Annotated in this window: 21 protein-coding genes and 1 pseudogene; 11 read left to right on the top strand and 11 right to left on the bottom strand. The window is 59.7% G+C overall.

Annotated elements, in window-relative coordinates; translation table 11 throughout:
• Positions 1–19 precede the first annotated feature (19 nt).
• The 5 genes and pseudogenes from PspS04_RS05575 to tsaA all read left to right on the top strand — a co-directional run bounded on the left by PspS04_RS05575 (position 20) and on the right by tsaA (position 3,603).
• Positions 20–493: pseudogene (locus tag PspS04_RS05575) on the top strand (GNAT family N-acetyltransferase).
• A gap of 82 nt (positions 494–575) precedes the next feature.
• On the top strand, positions 576–1,286 hold the full coding sequence (locus tag PspS04_RS05570) for an rRNA pseudouridine synthase (protein ID WP_159994071.1): 711 nt from the start codon (positions 576–578) through the stop codon (positions 1,284–1,286).
• A gap of 67 nt (positions 1,287–1,353) precedes the next feature.
• Complete coding sequence (locus PspS04_RS05565) at positions 1,354–1,818, top strand: DUF1456 family protein (RefSeq protein ID WP_095166883.1); 465 nt, start codon at positions 1,354–1,356, stop codon at positions 1,816–1,818.
• 150 nt (positions 1,819–1,968) lie between these two features.
• On the top strand, positions 1,969–2,739 hold the full coding sequence (locus tag PspS04_RS05560; protein WP_159994069.1) for an SDR family oxidoreductase: 771 nt from the start codon (positions 1,969–1,971) through the stop codon (positions 2,737–2,739).
• Between the two features lie 165 nt (positions 2,740–2,904).
• Positions 2,905–3,603 carry a tRNA (N6-threonylcarbamoyladenosine(37)-N6)-methyltransferase TrmO gene (gene tsaA, locus PspS04_RS05555; RefSeq protein ID WP_159998742.1) on the top strand — a complete coding sequence of 233 codons (699 nt, stop codon included), beginning with the start codon at positions 2,905–2,907 and terminating at the stop codon, positions 3,601–3,603.
• Between the two features lie 165 nt (positions 3,604–3,768).
• On the opposite strand, the gene fpr is transcribed toward tsaA, so the two are convergent.
• Positions 3,769–4,548 carry a ferredoxin-NADP reductase gene (fpr, locus tag PspS04_RS05550; protein WP_003443014.1) on the bottom strand — a complete coding sequence of 260 codons (780 nt, stop codon included), beginning with the start codon at positions 4,546–4,548 and terminating at the stop codon, positions 3,769–3,771.
• 119 nt (positions 4,549–4,667) lie between these two features.
• Between fpr and PspS04_RS05545 the strand changes: the two genes are divergently transcribed.
• The gene (locus tag PspS04_RS05545) at positions 4,668–5,594 is read left to right on the top strand and encodes a LysR family transcriptional regulator (RefSeq protein WP_095166878.1); all 927 of its coding nucleotides are present in this window, start codon (positions 4,668–4,670) and stop codon (positions 5,592–5,594) included.
• Positions 5,595–5,598: 4 nt separating this feature from the next.
• Here PspS04_RS05545 and PspS04_RS05540 read toward each other — a convergent pair whose 3' ends face one another.
• Together PspS04_RS05540 and erdR are read right to left on the bottom strand one after the other, a co-directional pair.
• Entirely contained in the window at positions 5,599–5,961 is a 363-nt protein-coding gene (locus PspS04_RS05540) for a diacylglycerol kinase (RefSeq protein WP_095166877.1), read from the bottom strand.
• Positions 5,962–6,034: 73 nt separating this feature from the next.
• Entirely contained in the window at positions 6,035–6,685 is a 651-nt protein-coding gene (gene erdR / locus PspS04_RS05535; RefSeq protein WP_159994067.1) for a response regulator transcription factor ErdR, read from the bottom strand.
• Positions 6,686–6,922: 237 nt separating this feature from the next.
• Between erdR and PspS04_RS05530 the strand changes: the two genes are divergently transcribed.
• Positions 6,923–7,822: a DMT family transporter gene (locus PspS04_RS05530; RefSeq protein ID WP_159994065.1), complete on the top strand. Its 900-nt coding sequence runs from the start codon at positions 6,923–6,925 to the stop codon at positions 7,820–7,822.
• Here PspS04_RS05530 and PspS04_RS05525 read toward each other — a convergent pair.
• Positions 7,819–8,529: a tRNA-uridine aminocarboxypropyltransferase gene (locus tag PspS04_RS05525; protein ID WP_095166871.1), complete on the bottom strand. Its 711-nt coding sequence runs from the start codon at positions 8,527–8,529 to the stop codon at positions 7,819–7,821. The two genes, PspS04_RS05530 and PspS04_RS05525, sit on opposite strands and share 4 nt — an antisense overlap.
• A 190-nt stretch (positions 8,530–8,719) precedes the next feature.
• On the opposite strand from PspS04_RS05525, the gene PspS04_RS05520 reads away from it, so the two are divergent.
• Positions 8,720–9,145 carry a PA3611 family quorum-sensing-regulated virulence factor gene (locus PspS04_RS05520; RefSeq protein ID WP_095166869.1) on the top strand — a complete coding sequence of 142 codons (426 nt, stop codon included), beginning with the start codon at positions 8,720–8,722 and terminating at the stop codon, positions 9,143–9,145.
• Here PspS04_RS05520 and PspS04_RS05515 read toward each other — a convergent pair whose 3' ends face one another.
• Positions 9,146–9,340 (bottom strand): hypothetical protein, encoded by a 195-nt coding sequence (locus PspS04_RS05515; RefSeq protein ID WP_095166855.1) that lies wholly within the window; start codon positions 9,338–9,340, stop codon positions 9,146–9,148.
• A gap of 478 nt (positions 9,341–9,818) precedes the next feature.
• Between PspS04_RS05515 and PspS04_RS05510 the strand changes: the two genes are divergently transcribed.
• Positions 9,819–10,937 (top strand): TIGR00730 family Rossman fold protein, encoded by a 1,119-nt coding sequence (locus PspS04_RS05510; protein WP_159994063.1) that lies wholly within the window; start codon positions 9,819–9,821, stop codon positions 10,935–10,937.
• A gap of 34 nt (positions 10,938–10,971) precedes the next feature.
• Here PspS04_RS05510 and recX read toward each other — a convergent pair whose 3' ends face one another.
• From recX to PspS04_RS05485, 5 genes are all read right to left on the bottom strand, one after another.
• A complete protein-coding gene (gene recX, locus PspS04_RS05505) occupies positions 10,972–11,439 on the bottom strand; it encodes a recombination regulator RecX (RefSeq protein ID WP_159994061.1) in 468 nt (155 codons plus the stop codon).
• Positions 11,440–11,447: 8 nt separating this feature from the next.
• Positions 11,448–12,497, bottom strand: a complete 1,050-nt coding sequence (gene recA / locus PspS04_RS05500; protein WP_159994059.1) for a recombinase RecA — start codon at positions 12,495–12,497, stop codon at positions 11,448–11,450.
• Between the two features lie 83 nt (positions 12,498–12,580).
• On the bottom strand, positions 12,581–13,081 hold the full coding sequence (locus PspS04_RS05495; RefSeq protein WP_159994057.1) for a CinA family protein: 501 nt from the start codon (positions 13,079–13,081) through the stop codon (positions 12,581–12,583).
• 103 nt (positions 13,082–13,184) lie between these two features.
• Positions 13,185–13,526 (bottom strand): phage holin family protein, encoded by a 342-nt coding sequence (locus PspS04_RS05490; protein WP_159994055.1) that lies wholly within the window; start codon positions 13,524–13,526, stop codon positions 13,185–13,187.
• A gap of 184 nt (positions 13,527–13,710) precedes the next feature.
• Positions 13,711–14,454, bottom strand: a complete 744-nt coding sequence (locus PspS04_RS05485) for a LexA family transcriptional regulator (protein WP_159994053.1) — start codon at positions 14,452–14,454, stop codon at positions 13,711–13,713.
• Positions 14,455–14,646: 192 nt separating this feature from the next.
• Here PspS04_RS05485 and mutS point away from each other — a divergent pair, with 192 nt between their 5' ends.
• Complete coding sequence (mutS, locus tag PspS04_RS05480; RefSeq protein WP_159994051.1) at positions 14,647–17,226, top strand: DNA mismatch repair protein MutS; 2,580 nt, start codon at positions 14,647–14,649, stop codon at positions 17,224–17,226.
• Positions 17,227–17,366: 140 nt separating this feature from the next.
• A complete protein-coding gene (gene fdxA, locus PspS04_RS05475) occupies positions 17,367–17,690 on the top strand; it encodes a ferredoxin FdxA (protein WP_095166841.1) in 324 nt (107 codons plus the stop codon).
• Between the two features lie 508 nt (positions 17,691–18,198).
• Here the strand turns inward: fdxA and rpoS are convergent.
• Positions 18,199–19,203, bottom strand: a complete 1,005-nt coding sequence (rpoS, locus tag PspS04_RS05470) for an RNA polymerase sigma factor RpoS (protein WP_095166839.1) — start codon at positions 19,201–19,203, stop codon at positions 18,199–18,201.
• Positions 19,204–19,295: the final 92 nt, after the last annotated feature.

Raw genomic sequence — 19,295 nt, 5'->3', positions numbered from 1 at the left:
TAAAAAGAGGCAGGCGGGCATGCGTCAGCATTCGGTCATCCACACACCGACACTCAGCGATTATCAGGAACTGACCTAGGTCTGGGAGGCATCAGTGCGTGCGACCCACGATTTTCTGCCAGACAGCTACATCGAGTTGCTACGCAATCTGGTGCTCACCCGCTACCTCGACGCGGTGATGCTGATCTGCACCCGCGACAAACAGCAGCACATCAGCGGCTTCGCCGGGGTTGCCGCCGGCAAGATCGAAATGCTCTTCATCGCCCCCCAGCATCGTGGTGAAGGCCTGGGCAAACAGTTACTGCAGTACGCCATGCAACACCTGAATGCCGATGAACTGGACGTCAACGAGCAGAATCCACAGGCCCTGGGCTTCTACTACAAGCAAGGGTTTGAAGTGATCGGACGCTCGGCAGTCGACGGCATGGGCCAGCCCTATCCGTTGCTGCACATGCGTTTGAAGCAGTCCAGGCCGCAAGCCCTGCGCGGCTAAAAGCCACACAAGGCAAATGGATCCGCGATTAACCGGCGCGAGGCAGGTACAATGCCTGCCCCCTTTTTGTTACGGCCCTGTCATGACTGACCCGATTCGTCTTTCCAAACGCCTCATCGAACTCGTCGGCTGTTCCCGTCGGGAGGCTGAGCTGTTCATTGAAGGCGGCTGGGTCACCGTGGACGGCGAAGTCATCGACGAGCCGCAGTTCAAGGTCGATACCCAGAAAGTCGCGCTCGACCCCGAGGCCAAGGCCACTGCGCCGGAGCCGGTGACCATCCTGCTGCATGCTCCTGCGGGCATGGACGTGGAGAGCGCCCAGCAATTGATCAGCGCCGACACCCTGAGCGAAGAGCACCGTTTCAGCAAGCGCCCGCTCAAGGGGCATTTCCTGCGCCTGACCGTCAGTGCCGACCTGCAGGCCAACGCCAGCGGCCTGCTGGTGTTCACCCAGGACTGGAAGATCCTGCGCAAGCTCACGGCCGACGCGAGCAAGATCGAGCAAGAGTATGTGGTCGAAGTCGAAGGCGACATGGTCGCCCACGGCCTCAACCGCCTGAACCACGGCCTGACCTACAAGGGCAAGGAATTGCCAGCGGTCAAAGCCAGCTGGCAGAACGAAAACCGCCTGCGCTTCGCGATGAAGAACCCGCAACCGGGAATCATCGCCCTGCTCTGCCAGGCGGTCGGCCTCAAGGTCATTGCCATCCGCCGCATCCGTATCGGCGGAGTTTCCATCGGCAAGGTTCCGCTGGGCCAATGGCGCTATCTGTCCGCCAAAGAGAAATTCTGAGGCTGCCACTCATTTCGGTGTCGCCGGTACCGGCAACGCCCACAGCTGAATGATCAGGACTGCACACATGATTCATAACGACGTACTGCGCAGCGTGCGCTACATGCTCGACATCAGCGACAACAAGGTCGTCGAGATCATCAAACTCGGCGGCATGGACGTCACCAAGGAAGACCTCGTTACCTACCTCAAGAAAGACGAGGAAGAAGGTTTCGTGTTCTGCCCCGACGACGTCATGGCGCATTTCCTCGATGGCCTGGTGATTTTCAAGCGTGGCAAGGACGAAAGCCGTCCGCCACAGCCGATCGAAACGCCGGTGACCAACAACATCATCCTGAAGAAACTGCGCGTGGCCTTCGAACTGAAGGAAGACGACATGCACGCCATCCTCAAGGCCTCCGAGTTCCCGGTGTCCAAGCCGGAGCTGAGCGCACTGTTTCGCAAGTTCGGCCACACCAACTACCGCCCGTGTGGCGACCAGTTGCTGCGCAACTTCCTCAAGGGCCTGACCCTGCGCGTCCGTCCGCAGTAAGAGCCGGCCAGCCGGCGATGGCGCCCTTCTAAACGCCATCGCCCGCAGCTCGACCCGCCCGTATGGCGGCACATTCCCGGTAAAAATAGTGGCTCCGCTTCCCGCGGCTGACGACTAGGGTGTAGTGACCCTCAGTTATCAGGATTCGCCATGCACCCCTACTTCTCCCTGCAAGGCCGCACCGCTCTGGTGACCGGCGGCACCCGTGGTATCGGCAAAATGATCGCCAAAGCCTTCGTCGAAGCAGGAGCGACGGTGTATGTCTGCGCGCGCGACGCCGAGGCCTGCCAACAGACAGCCGATGAACTGGGCGCCCTGGGGCACTGCCACGCGATCGCGGCCAACCTCGCCACAGAAGAAGGCGTCGCCCAATTGGCCAGTCGTCTCGGCGAACGCGTGAGCCACCTGGACATCCTGGTGAACAATGCCGGCACCACCTGGGGAGCGCCGCTGGAGAGCTACCCAGTCAAGGGCTGGGAAAAAGTCATGCAGTTGAACGTGACCTCGGTGTTCAACTGCATCCAGCAATTCCTGCCGCTGCTGCGCAAGGCCGGTTCGGCCGCCAATCCGGCCCGGATCATCAACATCGGCTCGGTCGCCGGGATTTCCTCCTTCGGTGAACAGGCCTACGCCTACGGCCCGAGCAAGGCCGCCCTGCACCAACTGTCGCGGATTCTCGCCAGGGAGTTGGTCAGCCAGCACATCAACGTCAACGTGATTGCCCCGGGGCGCTTCCCGAGCAAGATGACCCAGCACATCGGTAATGATGAACTGGCACTGGCCGAGGATACGGCGTTGATCCCGATGAAGCGCTGGGGCCGCGTGGAAGAGATGGCGGCGCTGGCGATCAGTCTGGCGAGCACTGCTGGAGCGTATATGACCGGGAACATCATTCCGCTGGATGGCGGATTCAGTCTCTGAAATCGGCGGTGAGGCCATCGCGGGCAAGCCACGCTCCCACAGGGTTCTCGAGCGCACACAAAACCTGTGGGAGCGGCTTGCTCGCGAAGAGGCCGGTACAGGCACAACTGAATCCAGACTGATCGGGGTATCATGCCCGCCTCTATCCCGCCTCGACCGCAAACCATGACCTACAGCGTTTCCCCCATCGGTTTTGTGCACTCCTGCTTCAAGGAGAAGTTCGCCATTCCCCGCCAGCCCCAACTGGCCCCGGCCGCGCGGGGCATCCTGGAGCTGGTGGCACCGTTCGACCAGGGTGATGCGGTACAGGGCCTGGAGCAGGTCAGTCACGTCTGGCTGCTGTTCCTGTTTCACCAGGCCCTGGAAGACAAGCCACGGCTCAAGGTGCGCCCACCGCGCCTGGGCGGCAACAAATCCATGGGCGTGTTTGCCACGCGCGCAACCCACCGTCCCAATGGCATCGGGCAGTCAGTGGTGAAACTGGACAAGGTCGAGGCGAATCGCCTTTGGATTTCGGGCATCGACCTGCTCGATGGCACGCCGGTTCTGGACATCAAACCCTACGTCCCCTACGCCGACATCATCGACACAGCCTCCAACAGCATCGCCAGTGCCGCGCCGCAGCTGATTCCCGTGCAGTGGACGGACGCAGCGCTGCAACAGGCTCACGAGCACGCTCAGCGCCTTGCAGAGCCGCTGGTGGAGCTGATCGAGCAATGTCTGGCACAAGACCCACGCCCGGCCTACCAAATTCCTACATCCGAGCGGGAATATGGCGCGCAGTTTTGGGATCTGGATGTGCGATGGCATTACCCGACACCGGAGCTGATCCGTGTGCTGGAAGTCATTCCCGCGCAGGTATAAACGCCAAAAACGAAAAAGCCCGCGCTGCCCTCTCAGGCTGCGCGGGCTTTTTTTGTAGGAGCTGGCTTGCCAGCGATGAACTCGAAGACACCGCGTTTACCCGGCAAACATGCGTTATCGTTGACGATCATCGCGAGCAGGCTCGCTCCTACAGGTGACCTTCGGTCACTTCTCGACGAACGCACGCTCGATCAGGTAGTCACCCGGCTCACGCATACGCGGCGACACTTTCAGGCCGAAGCTGTTGAGCACTTCGCTGGTCTCGTCGAGCATGCTCGGGCTGCCGCACAACATGGCGCGGTCGTCCTGCGGGTTGATCGGGGGCAGGCCGATGTCGCTGAACAGCTTGCCGCTGCGCATCAGGTCGGTCAGGCGGCCTTCGTTTTCGAATGGCTCGCGGGTCACGGTCGGGTAGTAGATCAACTTGTCACGCAGGGCTTCGCCGAAGAACTCGTTCTGCGGCAGGTGCTCGGTGATGAACTCGCGGTAAGCGACTTCGTTGACGTAACGCACGCCGTGGCACAGGATCACTTTTTCGAAACGCTCGTAGGTTTCCGGATCCTGGATCACGCTCATGAAAGGCGCCAGGCCGGTACCGGTGCTGAGCAGGTACAGATGTTTGCCAGGTTTGAGGTCGTCCAGCACCAGCGTGCCCGTAGGCTTCTTGCTGATGATGATCTCGTCGCCTTCCTTGAGGTGCTGCAACTGGGAAGTCAGCGGGCCATCAGGCACCTTGATGCTGAAGAACTCCAGATGCTCTTCCCAGTTTGGGCTGGCAATCGAGTAAGCACGCATAAGCGGGCGGCCGTTGGGCTGTTGCAGGCCGATCATCACGAACTGACCGTTCTCGAAGCGCAGGCCCGGATCGCGGGTGCACTTGAAGCTGAACAGAGTGTCGTTCCAGTGGTGAACACTGAGGACACGCTCGTGGTTCATGTTGCTCATGTACGTGGGACTCCTGGAGATTTTGCCTGCGCCGCTGTGCGCAATTGCATCGCATTCTAATGGCAGCGACAATATCTGTTAAATGGATTATTAAGATAAGGGTTATCGGTTATATAGATATGCGATTTACTCTACGTCAACTTCAAGTCTTCGTCGCCGTTGCCCAGCAGGAAAGCGTATCCCGTGCTGCGGGTCTGCTCAACCTCTCGCAATCGGCGGCCAGCACCTCGATCACCGAGCTGGAGCGCCAGTGCAGCTGCCAATTGTTCGATCGCGCCGGCAAACGGCTGAGCCTCAACGCCCTGGGTAAACAGCTGTTGCCGCAAGCGGTGGCCCTGCTCGACCAGGCCAAGGAAATCGAGGACCTGCTCAACGGCAAGTCCGGTTTTGGTTCCCTGGCGGTCGGCGCCACACTGACCATCGGCAATTACCTGGCGACCTTGCTGATCGGTAGCTTCATGCAGCGCCACCCCGAGAGCCAGGTGAAGCTGCACGTCCAGAACACTGCCAATATCGTGCAACAGGTCGCGCACTATGAAATTGATCTGGGTCTAATCGAAGGCGACTGCAGCCATCCGGACATCGAAGTGCAGAGCTGGGTCGAAGATGAGCTGGTGGTGTTCTGCGCGCCCCAGCATCCGCTGGCACAACGCGGCACTGCCAGCATGGAGGAGCTTAGCCATGAGGCGTGGATTCTGCGCGAACAGGGTTCCGGGACTCGCCTGACCTTCGATCAGGCCATGCGTCATCATCGCAGCGCGTTGAACATCCGCCTGGAGCTGGAACACACCGAAGCGATCAAACGTGCGGTCGAGTCTGGCCTGGGCATTGGCTGCATTTCCCGCCTGGCCCTGCGCGACGCCTTCCGACGCGGCAGCCTGGTGGCGGTGGAAACCCCGGATCTGGACCTGGCGCGGCAGTTCTACTTCATCTGGCACAAACAGAAATACCAGACCTCAGCCATGCGCGAATTCCTCGAACTGTGCCGCGCCTTCACCGCCGGGGTTCAGCGCAGCGACGAGATCGTGCTGCCGAGCATCGCCTGAGGGGTCAGATCAGGATCACCGCCCACACCAGGGCAATCATGCTCAAAGCCACGAACTGCGCGGCGCTGCCCATGTCCTTGGCGTTTTTCGACAGCGGGTGCAGGTCGAGGGAGATGCGGTCAATGGCCGCTTCTACTGCGGAGTTGAGCAACTCCACGATCAGCGCCAGCAGACAGACGGCAATCAGCACCGCCTGTTCGACGCGGCTGACATTCAGAATGAAGGTCAGCGGAATCAGAATCACGTTGAGCAACACCAGTTGCCGAAAAGCCGCTTCGCCGGTGAAAGCGGCGCGCAGGCCGTCCAGGGAGTAGCCCGAAGCGTTGAGGATGCGTTTGAGGCCGGTCTGGCCTTTGAAAGGTGACATATGAGTAGGCAACTGAAAAAAGGAGTGGGAAAGCTAGATCAACAAAAGTCAAAAAAGCGTGAATGAGCCGGCTTCACTGCGGCGAAATTGACTCAAGTTGTTGCAGGAGCAACGCCGCCTGAGTCCGGGTGCGTACCCCCAGCTTGCGGAAAATCGCCGTCACGTGGGCCTTGATGGTCGCTTCCGACACACTCAGCTCGTAGGCAATCTGCTTGTTCAGCAAACCTTCGCAGACCATGGTCAGCACGCGGAACTGCTGCGGGGTCAAACTCGCCAGGCCCTCGCTCGCGGCCTTGGCTTCCGGCGAGACACTGACCGCCTCGAACGCTTGCGGTGGCCAGAACACGTCGCCATCCAGCACCGCACGCACCGCCTGCTGGATCACTTCCAGCGAGCTGGATTTGGGAATGAAGCCGCTGGCCCCGAACTCCCGGGACTTGACCATGATCGACGCTTCTTCCTGTGCCGAGACCATCACCACCGGAATCTGCGGGTACTGGCCGCGCAACAGCACCAGCCCGGAGAATCCGTATGCACCCGGCATGTTCAGGTCCAGTAGCACCAGGTCCCAGTCGGCCTTCTCGGTCAGACGGATTTCCAGCTCGGCAATGCTCGCCACTTCCACCAGGCGCACGTCCGGGCCCAGCCCCAGGGTGACAGCCTGGTGCAGTGCGCTACGAAAGAGAGGGTGGTCATCGGCAATCAGGATTTCGTATGTGGCCATTGTTCAAATGATCCTGTTTTTTATGGCAGGCCTGATGCATTCAAGCCTCACCAAAACAACTCAAGGTAGCACCAGCAGGCGCAACCAACAGGGTACGTTCAACGCCAAGAGCCCATAAAACCGGCGTTTCAATCTTCGGCCGCACCCTAATCGGCGCCAAGGATGCCCAGCGAAGCCGGGGTGGTCAAGCCGCATCCTTTACGGCATCTTAGCTGGCTAACTAATAAGAGTGCCATCATGCAGACCAAAGCCCTGCGTGCCGATGTCCTGATGTTGATCACCGCGATGATTTGGGGATCAGGATTTGTCGCACAAACCTGCGGCATGGATCACATCGGTCCTTTCCTCTATTCCGGCCTGCGCTTCGCGCTTGGTTCGTTGTGTCTGCTACCGCTGGTCCTGCGTGGCTCCCGTCAGAACAGCCACCACGAGCCCTTCCTGACCCGTGGCTTGTTGATCGGTGGCGGCCTGATGGGCCTCGCCCTGGCTCTGGGGATCAACCTGCAACAGGTCGGCCTCTTGTTCACCAGCGTGACCAACGCCGGTTTCATCACCGGGCTCTACGTCATCGTCGTGCCACTGCTGGGGCTGTTGATTGGCCACAAGACCGGGCTCGGCACCTGGTTCGGGGCGATTCTGGCGGTGGTCGGAATGTTCCTGCTCAGCGTCGGCGATCAGTTCCAGGTTGCGTCCGGCGACTGGTTGCAATTGATCGGCGCCTTTGTCTGGGGTGGACACGTGGTGCTGGTGGGCGTTTTCGCCAGCCGCCACGACCCGATTCGCCTGGCATTCCTGCAGTTCACTACCTGCGCGGTGGTCAGCCTGGTCCTGGCCCTGTGCCTGGAGACCTTCGAGCTCAACGCAATCATCGCCGCCGGCCCGGCCATCCTCTATGGTGGCCTGATTGCGGTCGGCATCGGCTACACCTTGCAGGTGATCGCCCAGAAAGACGCAATCGCCTCCCATGCCGCGATCATTTTTTCCCTGGAGGCGGTGTTTGCCGCCATTGCCGGGGCCTGGTTACTGGGTGAGGAACTGAGCCCGCGCGGCTATGTCGGCTGTGGGTTGATGCTGGCCGGGATGCTGGCAGCCCAGCTCTGGCCAAAAAGCCCAGCGCTGACTCGCAGCACAACCTAGAGGTAGGGCTTGAGGCGAGCGTGGACTGCGTCGAGCGGATCGATCGCCTGCTGAAACTTGGCTGACAGGTAATGGGTGCTGAAGACGTCCAGGTAGGCGTCCAGCACTTCGCTGGCGGCTAGGTCGTCGGCCAGTTCCAGGCAGAGCGCGGCCACTTCGGCGGTGCAGAAGTGATCATCGCGCTTGGAACGGCGCAACTTGTAGCGCGACAGTTGCTCGGGCTGCAGGCTCAACACCGGCAAATGCTCGAGATAAGGGCTCTTGCGGAACATCTTGCGCGCCTCGCTCCAGGTCGCGTCCAGCAGAATGAACAGCGGGCGCTTGCCCGGTTCCAGCCGGACCTCGCTCACCACCCGCTGCGGGGCGACAAACTCCCCCGGAAACACGATGTACGGCTGCCACTGGGGATCGGCGATCAAGGCCAGCAAACCCGGCTCGACTTCGGTACGCGACCAGGGAAACGCACTGGTCTGCTCGATCACGTCGGCAATCAGCCAGCCGGTATTGCTCGGTTTCATCGGCTCGACATCATGCATCACCAGGCACATGGCCGATTTGGCGGCAACGGTCGGCCGCCAGGCACACATGCAATGGCTGGGGATCACCCGGCAGCCGGCGCACCGCTCAGCTCGCGAACCCCGCGCAACAAAGGGGCGGACGGCACGGGCCAGGCGCTGGGCGCGCAAACGGGAAACGGCGTGGCTCATGGCAGGTTTCGATGGCAAGGGGATTGAATCGACACAAAAAGCGCTCGGCAGGGCAATAAAGTGCCGGCAGTTTACCAGAGCAGCCCGCGCAAGCCTGTACCACCCGCCGCCCGCACCCTATAATTTGCCGCCACTGAACGCTCAGCCCTGTGACGGGTCGAAGCACCAGTCACTGAATCAGGAGAGTTTCATGCTGCGCCTAATCGTCCCCACCGCCGCCCTTGTGCTGGCTTTGCCTTTCTGCGCCCAGGCCGCGTCCCTGAAAGACTTGAACCTGAGCAAGATGCTGGAGAAGGTGGCCGCGGAAAGTAACGTTGGCCTGCCTCGCGAAGTCAGTGACAACATTCTGGACCAGGGCTACACGGTCGAAGGCAAGGAGCTGGTTGATCACCTCAGCGTGCAATCGGTGTACGCCGAAGAAATGCGCGCCAACCCGAAAGCCGTCTACCTGCAACTGGGTGCCAGCGTTTGCCGCAACCCCAACTACCGCAAGTTGATGGCCCAGGGCGCGATCTTGCGTTACGAATTCACCGAGAACAAAACCAACCGCCCGGTGGCCTCGGCCCGATTCCAGGAATCGGACTGCCCGGCAGAGCCTGCGAAAAAGAACAAGTAACTAGCCCGAACCCGCGCGTCGCTGCTCTTCATCGGCGCGCAATTCCGCCACCAGCGCCTGCAAATAAGGCGAGCGCTGTTCCCTGCCCTCCAGCCGCCGTCGACACTCCTCCTCCAGGCTTACCTGATGGTCCTCGGCTGCCGACTTGAGCATCTGATACAGCTGCGTATCGATCTCCAGTATCACCAGAGTCATAACCCGCCTCCGTGCCTAAGAATCGCCACTACTTGCGCGATGACTCCCCACAGCTCCTGGTGCCTTGCGTCTTGCCCTGGACGCACGACAAATGTGTTGCGTGTCTGTATTTCAGTAAATCAGAGCGTAGCGCCTAAGGTGGAGCTTCAGACAAGCGGTGAAAGTCGATCACCTATCGCCAACAAGCTATTGCCAGCACAGACTTTTCAGGACCATGATCAAGTCAGCGCAACTGACGCCGAGCGTCTAGATTTAACCTGTCGATGTTCAATGCTCACGGCAGAAAAGGGGCTGCCATCCAGAGCGGTGCCTTGCGAACATTTCTTTCATCCAAGGGATAAACAGAACCCGTCTGGATGACTCGACGGCCGTCCGCGGCGGGTCGGGTTGGCTGCAATGCCCAGGCGACACAAGGTGTGTCGCGGCCCCGACGAATCTTTCGGTCGGGCCGAAGGTTCTGTGTAGAAGGAGAAGTTGAATGCCTTACCAACCGAATGACCTTCTGATACGTCATTTTCAAAACAACGGTGTCGATCTCACGAGCAAGATCGAAGAACAACTCAACCTGGTTTCCCCCAACAGCCCGAATATTCCGATCTACCGCGACATGATGCTGACTGTCCTGCGCATGGCCCAGGACGACCACAACCGCTGGAATGCCAAGATCACCCTACAAGCCTTGCGCGAACTGGAGCACGCTTTCCGTGTGCTGGAACAGTTCAAGGGACGCCGCAAGGTCACCGTGTTCGGCTCAGCGCGTACTCCGGTGGAGCACCCGCTGTATGCACTGGCCCGTGAACTGGGGGAAAAACTCGCGCAATCGGACCTGATGGTGATCACCGGAGCCGGTGGCGGGATCATGGCCGCCGCTCACGAAGGCGCCGGCCGTGATCACAGCCTTGGGTTCAACATCACCCTGCCCTTCGAACAGCATGCCAACCCCACCGTCGGTGGCACTGCCAACTTGCTGCCCTTCCACTTTTTCTTCACCCGCAAACTGTTCTTCGTCAAGGAAGCCGACGCGCTGGTGCTGTGCCCGGGCGGCTTCGGCACACTGGACGAAGCCCTGGAAGTACTGACCCTGATCCAGACCGGCAAAAGCCCACTGGTACCCGTGGTGCTGCTGGATGCACCGGACGGCAAGTTCTGGGAAAGCGCATTGGAGTTTATCCGCAATCAATTGGAGGCCAATCGCTACATCCTGCCCAACGACCTGAAGCTGGTGCGTCTGGTGGATAACGCCGAGGAAGCCGTGGCGCAAATCAATCAGTTCTACAGCAACTTCCACTCCAGCCGCTGGCTAAAAAACCAGTTTGTGATCCGCATGAATCACGCGCTCACCGAGCAGGCGCTGGCACACCTGCAAGTGGCGTTCGCCGATCTGTGCCTGAGCGATCACTTTCACCAGCATGCCTACAGTGGCGAGGAGCATGACGAAGCGCAGTTCAGCCACTTGGCGCGTCTGGCGTTCACCTTCAATGCCCGGGATCATGGGCGCCTGCGTGAGTTGGTGGACTACCTCAACCTGCCGGAAAACTGGGTCACCTCCCAGCCCGCAACTGCCCAGCGCCAACGGGACCCCATCAAAGTGACGTGAATAAAAAAGCCCGACTATTTCTAGTCGGGCTTTTTTAGTCGTCCATTGCTCGGCCGCTGAACAACCGGCCGATCATCTCCATGGAGTAACCGCGATAAGCGAGGAAGCGCCCTTGCTTGGCACGCTCGCGGGCATCGATTGGTAAATGCCCGGCAAATTTACGGCGCCAGGTGTCTTCCAGTTGTGCCTGCCAGCTGATTCCACACTCGCGCAAGGCGAGTTCGATATCAGCGCGCTGCAATCCGCGCTGGCTCAACTCTTCACGAATGCGCAAAGGGCCGTAGCCTGAACGGGACCGGTAGGAAACGAAACTTTCGAGGTAACGGGATTCGGACAGCAACCCCTCTTCCGTCAGACGGTCGAGGGCAGTGTCGATCATTTCATCGGGGGCGCCGCGCTGACGCAGTTTACGCGTCAGCTCGACTCGACCGTGCTCGCGTCGCGCGAGCAGGTCCATTGCGGTTCGCCGCACCGCGACGAGGGTATCGAGTACGGCGGTCATGGGATCAATCAGATATCAGCGTCGGCCAGGTCATCTTCAGTCTCTTTGACCGGCACGGCGTTGAGGTCCACCGGCGTCAGCAGCTTGTCGCGAATCTGCTTCTCGAGCTTGGCTGCAATGTCCGGGTTGTCCTGCAGGAACTTGGCCGAGTTGGCCTTGCCCTGACCGATCTTGCTGCCGTTGTAGGCATACCAGGCACCGGACTTCTCAACAAAACCGTGCAACACACCCAGGTCGATCATCTCGCCATTGAGGTAGATGCCCTTGCCGTAAAGAATCTGGAACTCGGCCTGACGGAACGGTGCTGCCACCTTGTTCTTGACGACTTTGACGCGGGTTTCGCTGCCGACCACTTCGTCGCCTTCTTTCACCGCGCCAGTACGGCGGATGTCCAGGCGAACCGAGGCGTAGAACTTCAGCGCGTTACCACCGGTGGTGGTTTCCGGGCTGCCGAACATCACGCCGATTTTCATCCGGATCTGGTTGATGAAGATCACCAAGCAGTTGGCGTTCTTGATGTTACCGGTGATTTTACGCAGCGCCTGGGACATCAGGCGGGCTTGCAGGCCCACATGCATGTCGCCCATCTCGCCTTCGATTTCCGCCTTGGGTACCAGTGCAGCCACGGAGTCGACGATGATCACGTCAACCGCGTTGGAACGCACCAGCATGTCGGTGATTTCCAGGGCTTGCTCGCCGGTGTCCGGCTGGGAAACCAGCAGGTCGTCGACGTTGACCCCCAGTTTGCCGGCGTATTCCGGGTCCAGGGCGTGCTCGGCATCGACGAACGCGCAGGTCGCACCGGCTTTTTGCGCTTGGGCGATGACCGACAGGGTCAGGGTGGTTTTACCGGAAGATTCAGGACCGTAGATTTCAACGATACGGCCTTTTGGCAGGCCGCCAATGCCGAGTGCGATGTCCAGACCCAGAGAGCCAGTGGAGATAGCCGGGATCGCCTGACGGTCCTGATCGCCCATACGCATTACGGCACCCTTGCCGAATTGACGTTCGATCTGACCCAGGGCCGCAGCCAAGGCTTTCTTCTTGTTGTCGTCCATTAAAGTCCTCACGTAATCAATAAGGCCTGACGGCCAACACCTGTATAAGTAGACAGTATTATTCCACAGCGATTGTGGATCGCCTACCCCTGATTTGAGATTTCTCCGGCGGCATGTTGCAGCAAGCCCTCTAGCGCGGCCTTCACCGTTTGTCGGCGGACCTCATCGCGGTTACCGGGGAAGTGCCGGCACTCGCTAAACACGGCCTCGCCCACCCCCCAGGCCAGCCAGACAGTCCCCACCGGCTTGGCCGGCGAGCCGCCGTCAGGCCCGGCGATCCCGCTGACCGCCACGGCAAACCGCGCATGGCTGTTGCGCTGCGCGCCGCGAACCATGGCCTCCACGACCTCGCGACTCACCGCCCCGACCTGCTCGAACAACTCGCCCGGCACCTTCAATTGCTGGGTTTTCTGGCGATTGGAGTACGTGACATACCCCGCCTCGAACCAGGCCGAACTGCCGGCAATCCGGGTGATCGCCTCGGCGATACCGCCCCCGGTGCAGGATTCGGCCGTGCTGACGTGGGCATTGAGAACCTGTAGACGCCGGCCCAGTTCCGCGGCCAGCTGAGTGATTTCATTCACGACTCTCTCCTTATCAGACGGGCGTGAGCACTACCCTACATGAGCAGGTTGCGCTTGCAAGGCGCTGGGGAAATCAAAATATGAGTGGCGCCGTGCCCGCGCACTACCGCTGATCCTCTGGGGCCTGGTCTTCCACTACGCCGATGCGCCTGGCCGCCCAGCGCTGATACAAGCCAATGGCGAAATCCGCACCGGCCATCGCCGTCAGGCAGCCGAATGCGGCAGCTGTCCAGGCCGAGATGTTGGCGGCATATAACAGCATCACCACCGAGACACCGCAGATCATGCTCGACCCAGAGCGCAGGCTCAGGCGCCGGACCAATGACCAGCCGCGCTCACCCTCCTTGTCCGCACGCCACATTTCACCAGACAAGCCACCCAGCAGCGTGAGTGCAATGACCAGCCAGACAGGGATCTCCAGCAAGACTTGCTGTTCGATTGTCATTTGATTGCTCCTGAGTGACGAGTCAAAACATTATGCACTGATGCATATATAGTCAATCGGAAACCCATCACACTCAGCGAATATTCATGCATAAATGCATCAAAACAATTCACCTCCCCCCAAAAAAAACTCCAGGCGCAAAAAAACCCGCCAGAGGACGGGTTGAGATTGGCACAAGAGACAATCAGCGAGCGTACATACCCCACCAGAACACATGCCCCAGGATTACGATCTGCCCGGTCTGGATATCCTGGAAGCCATAGTCCTCATCCGGATGCTCATCGCGATTGAAGCTGCGCAGGCGAATCCCGGTGGGCAGTCGATACAGCTGTTTCACGCGCAACTGGCCGTTGTGGTTGATCGCGTAGAGATCGCCGTCGACGATATCGCCGATCCCGCATTTGCCGGCATTCACCCCTACCGTGGCGCCATCACGCAGCACCGGCAACATGCTGTTGCCGCGCACGGTCACGCATTTGGCCTGATCGAATTGCACGCCGTTGTGGCGCAGGCTGCGCTTGCCAAAACGCAGGCTGGCGCGCTCGCTTTCTTCGATCACGAATCTTCCTGATCCAGCAGCCAATTCAACCTCGCGCAGAAAGGGTACCGAGACCTCGTCGTCTTCGATGGGAGTGTCGTCATCCCACAGGCTGATGTCCTTGAGCTCCGAGTGCGCGGGAGCTCGTGGAGGCGGGTAACCCGGCGCGACATCGACACGGCCACGCAACTGGTCGGTGCTCACACGAAAATACTCGGCGATCTTCGAGATGTGTTTATCCGCCGGATCGGCGATCTTGCCGCCGAGTATCCGCGAGAGGGTGGATTGCGGCACGCCGGTACGCCGGTGAAGCTCCGTAGGGGAGATCCCGTGTTGATCGAGCAGCGCCCTGAGGACGGTAGAAACATTGCGTTTTTGCATACCTTGCATAATGCGGATTCTTTTTCGGGATGACAAATGCTGTTTCGCATAAATTGCCCTTCAGATTCGCAAAACACCCCCACTTGGCGTTCATCCCTGGGTCGTGCGGAGCCGCCCATGGTAACCTTGCGCCCATCGCGCAAAGGCCTGGGCAACGCCCTCCTTTACCCACCCCTTTGAATGAATCCGCCTGATTACCCGATGAATAAAGCACTTTCCGACCTGTCCTCCCACACCCCGATGATGCAGCAGTACTGGCGCCTGAAGAACCAGCACCCAGACCAGTTGATGTTCTATCGCATGGGGGACTTCTACGAGATCTTCTACGAAGACGCGAAGAAAGCCGCCAAGCTGCTGGACATCACCCTGACGGCGCGTGGGCAGTCGGCCGGCCAGGCGATTCCGATGTGTGGGATTCCTTACCATGCCGCCGAAGGTTACCTCGCCAAGCTGGTCAAGCTGGGCGAATCAGTAGTGATCTGTGAGCAGGTGGGTGATCCGGCGACCAGCAAAGGGCCGGTGGATCGCCAGGTGGTGCGCATCATCACCCCCGGCACCGTCAGCGACGAGGCGTTGCTGGACGAACGGCGCGACAACCTGATCGCTGCTGTGCTGGGTGACGAGCGCCTGTTCGGCCTGGCCGTACTGGACATCACCAGCGGCAACTTCACGGTGCTGGAAATCAAAGGCTGGGAAAACCTGCTGGCCGAGCTGGAACGGGTCAACCCGGTGGAACTGATGATCCCGGATGACTGGCCAAAAGACCTGCCGGCGGAAAAACGGCGTGGCGTTCGTCGTCGCGCGCCGTGGGATTTTGAGCGAGATTCGGCGTTCAAGAGCCTGTGCCAGCAATTTTCCACCCAGGACCTCAAGGGTTTTGGCTGCGAGAACCTGAGCCTGGCTATCGGCGCTGCCGGTTGCCTCCTGAGCTATGCCAAGGAAACCCAGCGTACCGCCCTGCCGCACTTGCGCAGCCTGCGGCATGAACGCCTGGACGACACCGTGGTGCTGGACGGCGCGAGCCGACGCAACCTGGAACTGGACACCAACCTGGCCGGTGGCCGCGATAACACCCTGCAATCGGTGGTCGATCGTTGCCAGACTGCCATGGGCAGCCGCCTGCTGACCCGCTGGCTGAACCGCCCGTTGCGCGACCTGCAGGTGCTACAGGCGCGGCAGAGTTCGATCACCTGCCTGCTGGATGGCTATCGCTTCGAGAAACTGCAACCGCAGCTCAAGGAGATCGGCGACATAGAGCGAATCCTGGCGCGGATCGGCCTGCGCAACGCTCGCCCGCGCGACCTGGCACGCCTGCGTGACGCCCTCGGCGCCCTGCCGCAACTGCAAGTGGCGATGAGCGAACTGGAAGCGCCGCACCTGAACCAACTGGCCGTGACCACCAGCACCTATCCCGAACTGGCGGCGCTGCTGGAAAAAGCCATCATTGACAACCCGCCCGCAGTGATCCGCGACGGTGGGGTGTTGAAAACCGGGTACGACACCGAGCTCGACGAGCTGCAATCGCTGAGCGAGAACGCCGGCCAGTTCCTCATCGACCTGGAAGCCCGGGAAAAGGCGCGCACCGGCCTGTCCCACCTGAAGGTCGGTTACAACCGGATTCACGGCTACTTCATCGAACTGCCGAGCAAGCAGGCCGAACAGGCCCCCGCCGACTACATTCGGCGGCAGACGCTCAAGGGCGCCGAGCGTTTCATTACGCCGGAACTCAAGGCATTCGAAGACAAGGCACTGTCGGCCAAGAGCCGAGCGCTGGCTCGCGAGAAAATGCTTTATGAAGCCCTGCTCGAGGACTTGATCAGCCAATTGCCACCCTTGCAGGACACTGCAGCGGCACTGGCCGAGCTGGATGTGCTGAGCAACCTGGCCGAACGCGCGTTGAACCTTGATCTGAACTGCCCGCGCTTCGTCAGCGAGCCGTGCATGCGCATCAGTCAGGGCCGCCACCCAGTGGTCGAGCAAGTGCTGAGCACCCCGTTCGTGGCCAACGACCTGAGCCTGGACGACAACACCCGGATGCTGGTGATCACCGGGCCGAACATGGGCGGTAAATCCACCTATATGCGCCAGACTGCACTGATCGTGTTGCTGGCGCACATCGGCAGCTTCGTGCCGGCGGCCAGCTGTGAGTTGTCGCTGGTGGACCGGATCTTCACCCGGATCGGCTCCAGTGACGACCTTGCAGGCGGGCGCTCGACCTTTATGGTGGAAATGAGCGAAACCGCGAACATTCTGCACAATGCCACCGAACGCAGCCTGGTGCTGATGGACGAAGTGGGCCGTGGCACCAGCACCTTCGACGGCTTGTCCCTGGCCTGGGCGGCGGCCGAGCGCCTGGCCCAACTGCGCGCCTACACGCTGTTCGCTACCCACTACTTCGAGTTGACGGTGCTGCCGGAAGCCCAGCCATTGGTGGCCAACGTGCATCTCAACGCCACCGAACACAACGAGCGCATCGTTTTCCTCCACCACGTGCTGCCTGGCCCCGCCAGCCAGAGCTACGGCCTGGCGGTGGCACAACTGGCGGGTGTGCCCACAGAGGTCATCCTGCGCGCCCGAGAGCACTTGAGCCGCCTGGAAACCACCAGCCTGCCCCATGAAGTCCCGGCTCCGGCCAAAGGCAAACCGGCAGCGCCGCAGCAGAGCGACATGTTCGCCAGCCTGCCCCACCCGGTGCTGGATGAACTGGCAAAACTCGATCTGGATGACCTGACACCACGTCGTGCACTCGAAATGCTCTATACACTGAAGACACGGATCTAACGCTGTTGCCTGCAAGCTGTTAGAATCTCGCGCGGTTTGGGGTGCTGCAGGCTATTAGCCTGGTCTGCAGGCAAGCGCTCCCAAACCTGGCGACCCCACCGTGAAGGGGCGCAGCACGCCGCCTGAGGAGAGAATTAGAAATGACCTTCGTCGTCACCGACAACTGCATCAAGTGCAAGTACACCGACTGCGTAGAAGTCTGTCCGGTGGACTGCTTTTACGAAGGCCCGAACTTCCTGGTGATTCACCCGGATGAGTGCATCGACTGCGCCCTGTGCGAGCCGGAATGCCCTGCTGTGGCCATCTTCTCCGAGGACGAAGTTCCGGACGAGATGCAAGAATTCATTCAGCTGAACGTTGAACTGGCCGAAATCTGGCCCAACATCACTGAGAAGAAAGATTCGCTGCCAGACGCAGCGGAATTTGATGGCGTCAAAGGCAAGATCAAAGACCTGGTTCGCTGATCTTCGCTGCACGCTCAAAAAAGGCCCTTCGCGGGCCTTTTTGCATTTTGGAGCGCGGTACTTTTCAGCTGGCAAAAAAAAGGGGCGGTATGACCCGCCCACATTTTTTCCCTAGTCCCTGTGTTCCTTTTCATCGTCCTGATGAATCACGTCCTTGCGATGTTCCTTGACCATCATCCTTGATGGCTGTGTCTATCCGTCGACACAGGGCTGATATTAAAGGCTTCGCCAGCAATCACAATCACCGCTTAGGCTTAAACAGTAGGTGTAGAAGTGCCTGCGCTAATAATTAATTACTTATAAAACAAGATGTTAAAAAATGTATTACTGAGCAACAGCATTCATCCAGCAAGCATAAAAACCGAACACTTACGAAAGAGTAAGCCACGGCTTACAGCAACCCGGGAAAGCACCCGGGATACTCTCCCTGCTAAACACGTGGTGAAATCGCGGGCACAAAAAACCCCGAGATGCCGGGGTTTTTGCTGATCGAGTACCGGGGTTCCTGCTACTGGAACAAAGACTCGCTCGACAATCCATTTTTCTCGAGAATTTCACGCAGACGTTTCAGTCCTTCAACCTGGATCTGCCGGACCCGTTCGCGGGTCAGTCCGATTTCCAGGCCAACGTCTTCCAGCGTGCTGCTCTCATGGCCGCGCAAGCCGAAGCGGCGAATCACCACCTCTCGTTGCTTGTCGGTCAATTCGCACAGCCACTGATCGATACTCTGTGACAGGTCATCATCCTGAAGCAGCTCACAGGGATCGGTAGGGCGGTCGTCAGTCAGGGTGTCCAGCAGGGTTTTATCCGAATCCGGACCCAACGAGACGTCGACCGAAGAAACCCGCTCGTTCAGGCCGAGCATGCGCTTGACCTCTCCCACCGGTTTTTCCAGCAGGTTGGCGATTTCTTCGGGTGAGGGTTCATGATCGAGCTTTTGTGTCAGCTCTCGGGCGGCCCGCAAGTAGACATTCAGCTCTTTGACCACATGAATCGGCAACCGGATGGTCCGGGTTTGATTCATGATCGCGCGCTCGATGGTCTGACGAATCCACCAGGTTGCGTAGGTCGAAAAGCGGAAGCCACGCTCCGGATCAAACTTTTCCACTGCCCGGATCAGCCCAAGGTTGCCCTCTTCGATCAGGTCGAGCAATGACAGCCCACGATTGACGTAGCGTCGGGCGATTTTCACCACCAGTCGCAAGTTGCTTTCAATCATGCGTTTACGCCCGGCCGGATCGCCACTTTGCGACAGGCGCGCAAAATGAACTTCTTCTTCCGGGGACAACAGGGGGGAAAAGCCGATTTCATTGAGATACAACTGGGTAGCATCTAGCGCCCGTGTGTAATCAATGTACTTGTGTTGCTTGAGTGAGGCGGAGTGTTTGGATTTTGCGCGAACTGAAGGTGTAGCAGACCCCTCATTCGACGTCTGATCCGATGCGACGTCGGTCTCCATCAGGAGAACCTCATCGTCGATGTCAAACTCCGGCACTTCTTTACTGAGAGCCATTGTTATAGTCCTTTGGTGAGTTCGACCTCAAGCTCAAGCGGCGCCTTTATCCTTGGCAACGCTGGAGCCTGTTCCTCTACGTGAAGGAACAG

The sequence above is a fragment of the Pseudomonas sp. S04 genome (assembly GCF_009834545.1).
GTDB lineage: Bacteria > Pseudomonadota > Gammaproteobacteria > Pseudomonadales > Pseudomonadaceae > Aquipseudomonas.
This window is presented reverse-complemented; position numbering and strand designations above follow the sequence as displayed.